Genomic DNA, 12,854 nt, shown 5'->3' with positions numbered 1-12,854 from the left:
TACTCACTGTGGGTTGTGGTAACGGAACTGCACGTCCGAAAGGGAATTAAGACGCTCGCGACTCACCGTCACATGCGCTTTCCCGCCCTGCCCCTGCATCCAGCGGACATACAGCCCTTCCAGTATTGCACAGAAGGCGTGACACCAGCGGCTTTGCTGGTCCTCACGGCGGCTTACGGGCAGCGCCAGATGGCGCAGGGTGAGGTCGGTGTCGGTGGTGTTGATCTCCACGCAGCCCCAGCCAAAACGCGCCAGTTGGGCGTTGATGTTGGCTTCCAGTTCGCCCACCGTTTCTGACGGCGGCAACGGGAACTGTTCGGCCAGCGCCACCCCCATCTGATGCAGGAACGGCTGGCTCTCTAGCTCACCGACGTTACGCACCATGCCGTCAACGATCAGCGCCAGTAGGTCAAACCAGCCTTCCGGCGTTTGCTGCGCGCGAAACCAGCTCAGGATCGCAGGGTTTTCCAGCGTCGTTGTCATTATTTATCTCCCAGCATGTAGCGGAAATAGAGTCCCGCCGTACTTTCGTTATAGCTGCCAAAGGTGTCATAACCGACCTTGCCGCCGATGGTCATGTCTTTGTTGACGTTGTAATCGACCCCGGCGCGGACGGTGTAGCCAATGCCGTTTTCAGAGGTGCCTTTGTAGGTCGCTTCTTTCGCAAAGCCGCTCTCGACGGCCCCTTCCAGCAGTTGCTGCCAGCTGTCGTTAGTCGGGAAGTAGTCGCTGCTGTCCTGGCTGTAAGACTGGTAGCCCACCGAGCCGCCCAGTTTCAGCTTCCAGTTATCGATTTTTTGCGCGTAGTCGATCGGCAGCGAGACGCTAACGTAGTTCTGCGGGCTGAAGTATCCGCCCTGGCCGAAGGTAAACTGGCTGAGATTTTTTGAGAAATCCATCCAGCTCATGCTTAGCCCGGTTTTCACTTCGCGGAAGTCGTCGTGATAAGGACGCAGATAGACCCCGGCGTTCGCATTGATGCTGGTGTTGCTCGCCACGTTTTCACCGAGATAGCTGTAACCACCACCGCCCGCGTAGAAACCGGCATCGCCGTCGTCATAACTCAGCTGCAGGCTGCCGCCGTTTTTAGTGACGCGCCCCCAGCGTTTGCCGGAATATTTGTCTTCAAGCCCCACGTAAGATAACAGGCTGTCTGTTACCGCGCGGCGCTCTCCGGTCATGATCAGCGACAGGTAATTGGTCAGTTTTGGCGACCATTTCACGCCGCCCACCAGCGTACTCAGATCCTGTCCCAGCGGCGTGCTGCCGACATCAAGACGATAATCCTTCCCGCTCAGCGCCATGTTCAGCTCCACGCCATTCGCTTTTTGCGCATCCGTAGAGACATCCCCTGGCTGATTGACGTTGGCCTTCAGGTTCGAGGCTTCAAGGTATTCCCCGACCTTGCCGCCGTCGTAGGCTCCGAGCTTCGCCAGATTCAGCTGGCCGTCGGAACTCGTCAGGTTAAAGTCGTTGCTGTCCAGATCGCCTAAGCCCACCAGCGATGCAGCCCCCGGGTGCGCGGCAAGATAAGTTGCGCGCTCCGTGGCGTTCATCGCTGCAATGGCTTTCTGCTCGTTGGTCGCCGTTGCCACCATGTTCGACGCAGCGTTTGCCAGCGGATTAGAGCCGAAGCGGCGCCACGCGTCACCGCTGGCACTGCCCGCGCTGAGCGTAATGGGCGTCGCGGTGAATTCGAAGCGAGACTCACCAAACGGCGAGCTGGACCAGGTGAGCGGTGCTTTGGCTTCCGTCAGCTTGCTGGTGCCTGATTCGCCATCGCGTCCGCGCACGTCCACCCCGCCCTGCAGCCACATACCGGTCTGCTCGTTCATCTGCTGCATCATCTCATCAACTTGACGCAAGGTGCGGCTCTGGGCCGACTCTTGCGGCAGATCGGGACGCGTGGTGCCCGGCAGCGTCGAGCCTGGCTCGCGTGCCGTTTGCGCCAGTTGCCACGGCAGCCCGTTATCACTGGAGGCCGTAGCGCCGACCGCCTGAGCAGTGCGGCTGGTGCTCACGAACGGGTTATCCGCCAGCAGCAAGCCGCCCATCGTCGGCGTCGCCGCACTGTTGGTGGATTGCAGACCCAGCAGTTTGCCGCGTGCGCTGCGCAGATAAGTCATCGCCTGCTGATGGTTGCCCTGGGCTTCTTCCAGACGCGCCAGTAACACCAGGCGCTCCGGCGAGCTGTTATTTTGCAGCCCGTTGGCGAGCTGCTTCGCTTTCACCACGTTGTCTTCAGCCAGCGCCACGTCGATGGCGCCGCGCGGGCATCCTGATGAGGCGTATCCCGCGTCATCAGGTAGTCGTAGACCACACCCGCCTCTTTGTTCATTTTGCCGGTCTGATACAGACGCGCCATCGCAAACATCAGGTCGGTATTTTGCGGATCGCTTTGCAGGGCGCGGATCAGTTTGTCATACGCTGCCGCATAATTGCCCTGCTCGCGCAGCTGGTCGGCTTCGTTGATCACATACCCGTTACGCACGCCCGCCAGCTGAGTCGGCGTGCTGCGCGCCAGCAGTTCAGGATTCGCGAGGAAGCTCTGGGCTTCGCCGCTCAGCCCGGCCTGATTGAGCACTGACACCTGATCGGCGTAATCGCCCGCGTTACCCTGCACACCCTCACGCATATTGCTGCGCACCACCGCCACCGCGCCCGTCAGATCGCCACTTTGCGCCAGCATTCGCGCCAGTTTCCCCGCATCGGCCGGGTTTTCCGGTGGGCGCGTTGAGAGGGTTTTCAGGGTATTGGCCGCCGCGACGGAATTACCCTGCGCCAGGTAACGCTCTGCCGTCGCCATTTGCAGGTTGTAGTTCACGCGCTGAGCCAGCTCGCGCATTTGCGGCGTTTGGCTGGCGGGCGAGATGCGCGACAGAATGGTTTGCGACTGCTGCCACGCTCCGTTTTCGCTGGCGAACAGCGCCGCCGCATACAGCGAACTGGCCCCCGCTCCCTGACGAAATGCGGGCTGCATCACCGAAGCGGCTTCGCCGTCGGCACCGGATTTTTGCAGCAAACGTGCCAGATCGAGGCGGAGCCACGGATCGTCCGGCAGACGGGCAATCCCCTCGCGCAGAACCGCGATCGCCTGCTGAGTGTTCCCGCTTGCCGCCGCCTGCTGCGCCTGACGACGAATCGGATCGCCCGGTAAACCGGTAATCACGCGCGGCTGAAGTTTCGCCTGCAAACTGGCGGGCAGCGTGCGCAGCATCGCCTGGGCTTCGGCGGTTTTGTTCTGCTCTTTCAGGACGTAATAGAGATTTTCCCGCGCGGCGCCGTTGTTTGGCTGCTGGTTCAACAGCTCGCGCAGGGTCTGTTCGGCCTGCGGATAATCTTTGTTGTGGCGCAACACATCGGCGCGGAACAGGCGAGCCGCCGTGCCGCGCTCACCGCTCTGCTGCACCAGCGGAGCCGAAAGCGCCAGCGCCTGGCTGACGTTGCCCTCTTTCAGCGCCTGCTGCGCCTGAGCGAGCTGACCGTAAAAGGCAGCGTCGTCGGCCTGCTGCTGGCGTTCGCTGGAGGCGTCGCCGCCCTGGCTGGCTGCGCGTCCGAGATACTGCGCGGCAGCCTGATAGTCGCCGCTGCGCTGCGCGATGTAGCCCATCCCGGCGAGCGCGTCGGCGTCCTGCGGGTTGGTTTGCAGCACCTGCTCAAACTGACGTCTGGCGGCATCGGTGTTGCCGCTGTTGAGCGCGGTGAAGCCTTCGCCTTTCGCCGCACCGCCCACGTTTTTGCGGTAGTAGGCCTGCACTTCGCTGTCCTGCGGATGGCGTTGCAGCCAGGTGTCGTAGAACTGCTCGTCACCTGCTTTTGGCCCTAACCACAGCAGGGCCTGACGCAGGCCTGCATCCGCGTCTTTGCTACCGCTCGCCATCTGCTGCAGCTGAATGATCCCGTCGCGGCGCGTGCTCTCCTGCCAGGTGAGCATTTTGCCCAGCGCCACGCGTGCGGCGTTGTCCTGCGGATTTTGTGCCGCAAAACGCTGCAGCTCAGACAGAGCCTCTGGATAGAGGGATTTGTCGCTGCCCATCGTCTGGTAATACTCCGGCGCGAGGCTCGCGGGCGGTGTGTCGCCGTTGAACAGCGTTTTCCAGGTCGCCAGCGCCGCCGGAATGTTTCCGCTGCGCGCCTGCTGGCGAGCCAGCGTCAGCGTGCCCTGCGGAACCTGAGTCATCTGTTTGGCATTATCCAGCGCCTGCAGACCGCCATCATTTGGCGAGACGTTTGCCAGCCGCGCGCGCCACTGCGCCGCCGCCTGCAAATCACCGTTTTGCTGCGCCCACAGGGCCATCAGGTAGAGCGCCTGGGTGTTGTTGGCATCGACCATCAACACCTTTTTCAGCGACTCGCTCGCCAGATCGTCGTGGGATTTTTCGTGCCAGTAGTTGGCCTGGTCAAACAGCGCCTTCAGCGCCGCTTCGTTTTGCGCCGCCTGCGCGGTGCCGCCAAAGGCCAGCACACCGGAAAGACAGAGGACCGATTGTAGACTGTTTTTTTTCACTTTCCGCTCTCCGGATTCAGGCGCTTACGCGCACGCTTTTTCAGCCAGGCGTACAAGCCCAGACCGGTCAGCGAACTCATGATCAGACCCAGGATCGCCAGCAGCGCCGAGTGCTGATTGGCATACCAGACAATCATCATGTGGGCAGGCATTTCACCGCTCGGGAACTGCGAGCCGACGCGGAAACTGCGCACACCGTTTTCGTTGGTGATGATTGCCGCGTCGCCACGAATTCCGGCGTTGATGCGCGCGGAGGTTAAATCGTCATGCAGGCGCGAGAGCTGGTCGTCGTTGCTGCCCAGCGCCATCACTACCAGGCGGTCGCTGCTCCACGGCGAGCGGAAGCTGACAAATCCGCGCCACGCTTCGTTGGAGGAGAAATAGCGGTCTGCTTCGACGCCGTCGGAGGTCCAGTCACCCGCCAGCCAGCGCTGCAGTTTTTGCCAGGTCGACGGCGCACGCACGCCCAGCGTGTTGTCGTGGGAGGTAAACGGCGATGCGTTCAGCAGGGCCTGGTTAAAGTCGTGCTGCGCCATACCGCTGACCGCCAGCACATCACGCGTGCGCAGAAGCTCAAGATTTCCGCCTGCCGTGGGCACGCCGAGCACCACGCGGTTGTTGTACAGCGCGGTGCCGGTGGCGTTACCGGAACGCGCCGCCATATCCAGCAGCGTGGCGATTTGCGTCTCCGTTGGCTGTTCAGGCAGCAGCAGCACCGTCTGGGAGTAGTCCGCCAGACGCGTGAACGGGAACGACGCGCCGACAAAGTAAGAGAGATTCGGCAGGAGCGAGAAGTGACGCGTGTGGCTGAGATCGATCCACGAGTCTTCATCGATGCGGCTCTTGATGTTGTTGTTCAGCAGCACGCTGCACGGCGCGTTCTCTTTCGCCGTGATGTTGAAATAGAGCGAGAGCTGGTTGTCGCCGTAAATCATGTACGGCTCAAGCGGCATATCAAACTTCTCCTGCCGCGCATCGCCGCCCACTTTGTGCCATAAGGTTTCCAGCGCGCCCTGTTTGTTCACCGGCAGATTGTGCAGGAAGGTGTCGTTAAGAGTCATGCTGAGCCAGGACCGGTTTTCGTCAATCCAGCTCTCCGTCGGGAAACGGTAGCCGATGTGCAGCGGAATGGTTTCCCCGTCCCAGAGGAACAAGTCCGGCGCGGCGCGGAAGGCCACCCGCAGCGGCGCATGCCAGATCCCGGTGACGGTCAGGCTTTGATCCTTGCGGATCAGCTCCGAGAGCTTCACCGGACGATCCGTTGGGATCCAGCGCGGCGCATCGTAAGGCTTGCTCGTCGGGATCGTCTGCGCGGGGATCGAAATGCTGGCGGTTTGCAGGGCAAAGTTGCCGCGCGTCAGTCGCCATGCCGCCGTGCGCAGCGCCGCGTCGTCGTTCCCGACGACCAGCAGCAGTTTGTACACCGGGTTCGCCGGGTTATCGATCACCTGCAGCATCGGCTCGGTGGATTGCGGCAGCGTCAGGCCGCCGATTTTGTCACCCGGATGGCCAATCAGAATGCCGTTTTTCTCCGGCAGGGTGTCGTGCAACGCCGCGAAAGAGACGCCGCGATAATCAGCCTGAATGCCCAGCCAGGAGGAGATAAGCGCCGCTGCGCTGAGTGCGTCGCTGCTGAGCGTGGGAGCGAAGGCAAAAGCGATGGCCGCAGGCGTCATCTGCATACTGTCGAAGAACGGGCGCGGGAAATGGCTCAGGTCCGAGCCGATATCCAGCTGCTGCCCTTCCAGCTCGAAGCGGGAATCCGGCAGGATGGTGACGCGATATTTATCCGACAGATCGCGCTGGCACTGCATCGCGTCGCCGTCGTTGATCTGCAGGCTCAGGTTATTGCTGGAGACCAGCAGCGCCGCCGGAATATCCAGCTGGAAGCGAGAGATATCGCTGTCCGCCGCGCCCAGAGGCACGGTACCCAGCGGCTGTCCGTTGAGCATCAGCTGCAGGGTGGCGTTGCGTGTCGCCATCGCTGGCGAGACTTTCAGGTTCAGCGAGAGCTGGGCATTCGTGATCACCTGATCGACCGGCAGGGTGAAGTTCATTCCCCCCTGAAGCTGGCCGCCGCTCAAGACCAGCCCCTGCTGCTGGCCCATCTGTGCCACAGTGATGCTGTTCACCGTCGAAGGGACAAAAGTCGGCAGCGCGGCCGCCGTGGGCGCAGGCATTTCGACCGGTAGCAGCGAGGCGACGGTGGTCTCTTCACTGTGGAGCGGCAACGCAAATAGTGATGCCGCAAGCAAGGTGAGTTTTGTCAGCTGTTTCATGCGTTGCCGTCCTCCTGCACCTGCGCTTGCGCACGCCGGTTTTCCCGACGCGTTTTCCACGTCAGCCAGAAGAGATCAAACACGCAGCGCACAATGGTGAACAGCGAACGGAATGGGTTGTCCTGCGGTTTCGGTGGCTGGATCCACGCATCTGCACGCGCGAGCACCACGCGCACCAGCTCACGGCGCGCGCCAGAGGAATATTTTCGAACATCAGGCGGATAAAGTGCTCGTCCGTCGCGACAACGTTGACCGGAATGCTGATTGCGCCTGATTGCAGCAGCAGCTCGACCTCTTCGATGTCATCTGTCAGATGGCGATCGTCCGGCAGCTCAACGCGACAGCCGCCCATCGACAGGTCGGCGGTCTGGCTACGGGAGGAAATCCCGCTGGCGTAGTGGATCAGCACCGGGATTTTGACCTCGATGCGGATGGTTTTGCGCGTCTGGCGCGTTTCTCGGGCGACGGCAATCGCCGCCAGCAGGAAGATCAGACTGTAGAGTCCCCAGCCAACGTTCAGGGCGATCACGCTCGGATCAACGCCGTAGTAGTCGTGAGCGCAGGCGCGGATGATACCGGCGATGACGCCAATGCCCAGCAGGATCGCAATCACCAGGTGCGGGCGAACGACGCGGAAATCGAAATAACCGACGTTAAGCAGTGCCCCTTTGTCCGTTACGTTGAACTTGCCGCGCTTCGGGAAAACCATGGTGACCACGGTGGGCAGTACCAGATGGAACGCCAGCACCAGGTCATAGATTTCGCCCCAGAAGCTGTAGCGATAGCGACCGTTCATGCGCGAGTTTAGGTAAATCGCCAGGAACAGATGCGGCAGCGCGTAGGCAAAGACCAGCCCCGCCGAGGAGTGGATGATGTTGAGGTTAAACAGCAGATAGGCCAGCGGCGCGGTCAGGAAGGCGATGCGCGGCAGGGCAAACTGGTAGTAAAGCATGGCGCTGAGGTAGCACAGACGCTGCTGGATAGTCAGCCCACGGCCAAAGAGCGGGTTGTCCAGACGGAAAATCTGCGTCATACCGCGCGCCCAGCGCGTACGCTGAATGACGTGTAGCACCAGACGTTCGGTTGCGAGGCCTGCTGCCAGTGGAATATCGAGAAACGCGGATTTCCAGCCGAGACGCTGCATTTTCAGCGCGGTGTGGGCATCTTCCGTGACCGTTTCTACCGCGAAGCCGCCGATCTCCTCCAGCGCGCTGCGACGAATCACGGCACACGAACCGCAGAAGAAAGTAGCGTTCCAGTTGTCGTTGCCCTGCTGAATCGGGCCGTAGAACAGCGTTCCTTCGTTCGGGATATTGCGCCCGACGGAGAGGTTACGCTCGAACGGATCGGGTGAGTAGAAGTAGTGCGGCGTCTGCACCAGCGCCAGCTTCGGATCTTTCAGGAACCCGCCCACGGTGGCCTGCAGGAAAATGCGCGTGGCGACGTGGTCGCAGTCAAAAACGGTGATCAACTCGCCCTGGGTGAGTTTCATCGCATGGTTGAGGTTGCCCGCTTTCGCATGGGAATTGTCGTTACGCGTGATGTATCCCACGCCGACATCTGCCGCAAAGACGGCGAACTCGCGACGCTTGCCGTCATCGAGCAGGTAGATCTTCATTTTGTCGCGCGGGTAGTCGATACACTGCGCGGCAAGGACCGTATCGCGCACTACATCCAGTGATTCGTTATAGGTGGGGATATAGACGTCGACCGTCGGCCAGAGCGACATGTCATCCGGCAGCGGCACGATCTCGCGCTTGAGCGGCCAGATGGTTTGCAGATAATTCAACAGGAGCAGGACCCAGACGTAGACCTCTGCCAGAAAAAGCCCCATCCCGAGAATGGTCTCAATCTCGGAATTAAAATGCAGGGTTTGCGTCAGGCGGAAATACATATAGCGGGTCGACATCAATAATGACATCACCACCATAATCACGGAGATACTGCGTCTTTTGCTGAAGCCCATTAAAAACAGCAGGCCAATGCTAATAAAGCCAAAGATATATTGTTTCTGGCTGTCCATTGGCGTGATGACGATCAGCAGCGCGACGGGAAGCATTGCTAACGTCAGCAAAATATAAAGAAACTTTTTCATAGGTCGTCCTGGGTGGATTTAAAACCCTGACTTACGCGGAAGGGTATGGACAGTGCCGTCGCCCACTTTTACGCCAAGAATGCCTGCGACTTTTTTGGCAATAAGCTCAATGTCGAAGGCGGCGGCTGACGCCGGGCTAAAGTCGAATATGGACTGTTGAGAGGCGTTGGCTTCTCCGACGCTTTCATCGCGGTGAACCACACCCAGCAGCTTGTCGCCGAGTTTATTCTCCACGAAAGTGGTGACATCGCGGCTGATCTGACGGCGGTTGTCACTTTGGTTGAGGACGAAATAGTGTCCGGCTTTGTGGTTGAGCACCCCGCCCGTCAGGCGCTGATTATCAATTTGCGGCAGCAGTGAGAGTGAAGCGGTGTCTGCCAGCAGCGTGATCAGATGCAGATCGGCAAGGCGCGACATCGCTTTTAGCGCCGGTGACGGGCCAGGAGGAAAGTCAGCAACAATAATCAGGCCCGGATAGTTGAGCAGCGTACTCAGTCCGCGCGTGAGGAAGTGCTCATCGTTCTTGAGTCGCTCTTCAAACGCCATGCGCTGATCTTCGCTGGCATCGCCGTACGGCAGCACGAACAGATTTCCGCCCGCCGTGAGGACAAACTGGCTCCAGTCGGAGGATTCCGCGGCTTTGGCAACGTAACCCCGGCTGTCGGCAAGCGGCACGCCGAAGTGCAGACGCAGCGCGTTTTGCACATCAAAATCCAGCGCTAATACTTTGCTGCCCGAGCGCGCCAGCGCATAAGCCAGGTTTGCGGTCATGGTCGTTTTCCCCACGCCTCCCTTCGGCGAGCAAACGCAAACTAACGGCATGTGGCGATCCTTTCCAGCAGGGAACTGAGTGGCTGATTCTTTTCAGCCGCGGGTTTTGGCGCACTTGCGGCAGGCGCAAACAGACGTGAAAAATTCACCTCTGTCGGGGCATGGACGGGTGCCGCGACGCGAACCGGAGCAGGTGTGGGCATCGGGAGGCTTTCTGCTTGAGTAGCAAGTTGCTCAGTAACGCCCTGAAAAATCGACGAGGCGTTGGATGGAATGATATCGACAGCAGCAACATCGGGTAATGGCGTTGCCTCAGCCAGGGTGAAGGTTTCTGCACTGACAGGCTGCGGCGCGGCTAGAGACACATGCCCCCCGTGCGCGAAAGTATCGTTTTCAGCCTGTGGCTGAAGCTGGTTGAGAATGGCCCAACTCCCTTGATCGCTCACCTGGTTTTGTCCTGAAAAGTCTTTGAAATCGAGCGCTTGATTGCGCGTTTTATCCTTAAATCGCTGCAAATCATCATAATGATTCATAGTTATACTCATGATTTACAAATAAATAATGTACACACCACGTTTTGACTTCAGTGGCCATTCACGATCAACAGACGTGTTTTATTCAGGCGCAGGCGTACATTCACGTTTCGGTTTAAACCGAACGCTTATTTTTGGCATGTTTAAATTATGGGTTTATTACCGATTTGCTTATTTACGGCATAAGCTTAAGCATCGACTCGACACATGCTAACTGTTTTTAACACATAAAAATATCGAAGTGTTTTTGGTTTAAACTAACCAAAACTGTGGCGATTTAAGAGGGATAATAACAATAAAAGCAGCGTGATAAATTGCTAACTTGAAAATACTAAGAATTAAAAACCAACCTGGATGAATGTCATTTTAATAAAAGGTTACCCTGTGAAATATTTAGAAATACTTTTATGTCGTTATTATTTTGAGAAAATCAGTAACTCCTTCTTCTCATTACTGATCTTTAAAACCTACCCGTTTAGGTAGGGCGCGTTAAATGGAGATTAAAAAAGGGAGCCAGTGGCTCCCTTTGATTATTCCGCGCTTCTGAGGGAGATTTCTCCGCCCACCCACGGCTTCAGAATGCCATCCTGCTCCAGCATGAGTGCGCCCTGGGCGTTAATACCGCGTGAAATCCCGAAGATTTCTTTATCGCCAATGATCAGTTTTACGGGACGATGAATAAAGTTATCCAGTTTCTCCCAGCGGGAGAGGAAAGGTGCAAGTCCATCCTGCTCAAAGAGCGTCAACGCCTCACGCAGCTCTTTAATCAGACGAACGGCGAGCGTGTTGCGGTCCATCGTGATGCCCGCTTCCTGCAGCGTAATCCAGCCCTGGTTAACGATATCTGCCTGGACTTGTCGCATGACCATATTGAGACCTGCGCCGATTACGATTTGCGCGGCATCGCCGGTTTTACCTGTCAGTTCCACTAAGATGCCTGCAAGTTTACGATCGTTCAGATAGAGATCGTTCGGCCATTTTACGCGGACTTTATCAGCGCCGAGGTCATGTAACACTTCGGCCATCACAATGCCGATCACCAGACTTAAGCCAATTGCCGCCGCCGGGCCTTGCTCAAGGCGCCAGAACATCGACAGGTAAAGGTTGGCACCAAAGGGTGAGAACCATTTGCGGCCACGGCGACCGCGACCGGCCTGCTGGTATTCCGCGACGCAGCAGTCGCCGGAGTTGAGGGTGCTGATACGGTCGAGAAGATATTGATTGGTGGAATCGATAACCGGCAAGACCGTCACTTTACCCTGATCAAGCTGGCGGCAAATCACTGATTCATCCAGTAACTGGATAGGTTCGGGCAGGCTGTACCCTTTTCCCGGAACAGTGAAAACGTCCACACCCCAGTCGCGAAGGGTCTGAATATGTTTGTTAATGGCGGCACGACTCATCCCGAGATGTTCACCCAGCTGCTCACCAGAGTGAAATTCCCCATCAGACAGGATGCTAATCAACGTTAAGGGTACGGTGTTATCTTTCACGCAATTGTCTCCACGGCGTTCACCTCACCTGTACGACCGATAAAACGAACTTCCGGCTCAAGCCAGACGTTGAATTTATCGCCTACGCACTGGCGAACGTGGTGCGCCAGACGCACAACATCTTCACTGGTCGCATTATTTTCATTGATTAACACCAGGGCTTGCTGGCGATGCACCGCTGCCCCCCCTTCAACTGCACCTTTTAACTGACATTGATCGATAAGCCAGCCTGCAGCCAGTTTTACACTGCCATCAGCCTGCGGATAATGTGGCGCGGTTGGCCATTGTGCGAGCAGCGTTTGCGCTGTTTCGCTGCTGATCACCGGGTTTTTGAAGAAGCTGCCGGCGTTTCCATTCACCTTTGGATCGGGCAGTTTTGTCATGCGCATGTGGCAGACGGCGTCGAACACTTCGCGAGGCGTTACGGTCTGCGGGTCAAGGCGCGTCAAATCACCGTACGTTAGTACCGGTTGCCATTGTTTTGCCAGGCGTAGCCCTACAGAAACAATGACATAACGATCCTGATACTCATGCTTGAAGATGCTGTCGCGGTAGCCAAAACGGCACTGTTCAGTGGTCAACCGGCTGGCTTTGCCCGTCGCCAGCTCAATGCAATCGACATACTCACAAACGTGTTTTAACTCGATGCCGTAGGCACCGATATTTTGAATGGGGGATGATCCTGCACAGCCGGGAATGAGCGCCAGATTTTCCAGGCCAGCCATTCCTTGTTCCAGGGTGAATTGCACCAGATTGTGCCAGTTTTCACCTGCCCCAACGTGCAAATGCCAGCTGTCGTCTGTCTCGGTGACATCGATGCCTGAAATGCGGTTAACAATAACCGTACCGGCAAAATCATCAAGAAAGAGAACGTTACTTCCCTCACCAAGAATCAGGACAGGTTGGTGATTTTCAGTGGCGGTTTTCCACGCACCGAGCAGTTGCTGAGCGTTCTCTGCACGCACGATATTGTTAGCATTACGTTGAATGCCAAAGGTATTCCAGGGCTTAAGGGAGTGGTTCATAGATGCTATCCTGATGCAAAATCAGGGATAGTTTACCGTATATGTGGGGGGATGGGGGATTAGTTTGAAGCGTAGTAAAGGGGATAATATGTACGACAAAAACGCAAAAAGGCCATCCTTGCGGATGGCCTCTTCACTTGTTTGATGCCTG

General features: G+C 57.8%; 6 protein-coding genes and 2 pseudogenes. All 8 read right to left on the bottom strand.

Going from position 1 to position 12,854, the window contains the following annotated elements; genetic code table 11:
- Positions 1–3: 3 nt before the first annotated feature.
- Positions 4–483 carry a cellulose biosynthesis protein BcsD gene (gene bcsD / locus ETG88_RS03925; protein ID WP_129034738.1) on the bottom strand — a complete coding sequence of 160 codons (480 nt, stop codon included), beginning with the start codon at positions 481–483 and terminating at the stop codon, positions 4–6.
- Positions 483–4,507 (bottom strand): annotated as a pseudogene (locus tag ETG88_RS03920) (cellulose biosynthesis protein BcsC). Before ETG88_RS03920 ends, bcsD begins: the two are co-directional and overlap by 1 nt.
- Positions 4,504–6,786 carry a cellulose biosynthesis cyclic di-GMP-binding regulatory protein BcsB gene (gene bcsB, locus ETG88_RS03915; RefSeq protein WP_129034736.1) on the bottom strand — a complete coding sequence of 761 codons (2,283 nt, stop codon included), beginning with the start codon at positions 6,784–6,786 and terminating at the stop codon, positions 4,504–4,506. Before bcsB ends, ETG88_RS03920 begins: the two are co-directional and overlap by 4 nt.
- Positions 6,783–8,881, bottom strand: a pseudogene (bcsA, locus tag ETG88_RS03910) (UDP-forming cellulose synthase catalytic subunit). The gene bcsB and the pseudogene bcsA overlap by 4 nt, the downstream one beginning before the upstream one ends.
- Positions 8,882–8,899: 18 nt before the next feature.
- Positions 8,900–9,703: a cellulose biosynthesis protein BcsQ gene (gene bcsQ, locus ETG88_RS03905; protein WP_129034734.1), complete on the bottom strand. Its 804-nt coding sequence runs from the start codon at positions 9,701–9,703 to the stop codon at positions 8,900–8,902.
- Complete coding sequence (bcsO, locus tag ETG88_RS03900) at positions 9,694–10,185, bottom strand: cellulose biosynthesis protein BcsO (protein ID WP_129034732.1); 492 nt, start codon at positions 10,183–10,185, stop codon at positions 9,694–9,696. Before bcsO ends, bcsQ begins: the two co-directional genes overlap by 10 nt.
- A 530-nt stretch (positions 10,186–10,715) precedes the next feature.
- Positions 10,716–11,678, bottom strand: a complete 963-nt coding sequence (gene birA / locus ETG88_RS03895) for a bifunctional biotin--[acetyl-CoA-carboxylase] ligase/biotin operon repressor BirA (protein WP_100778477.1) — start codon at positions 11,676–11,678, stop codon at positions 10,716–10,718.
- On the bottom strand, positions 11,675–12,703 hold the full coding sequence (murB, locus tag ETG88_RS03890) for a UDP-N-acetylmuramate dehydrogenase (RefSeq protein WP_129034730.1): 1,029 nt from the start codon (positions 12,701–12,703) through the stop codon (positions 11,675–11,677). Before murB ends, birA begins: the two co-directional genes overlap by 4 nt.
- Positions 12,704–12,854 lie beyond the last annotated feature (151 nt).

This window comes from Lelliottia nimipressuralis (assembly GCF_004115925.1).
GTDB classification, from domain to species: Bacteria; Pseudomonadota; Gammaproteobacteria; order Enterobacterales; family Enterobacteriaceae; genus Enterobacter; species Enterobacter nimipressuralis.
This window is presented reverse-complemented; position numbering and strand designations above follow the sequence as displayed.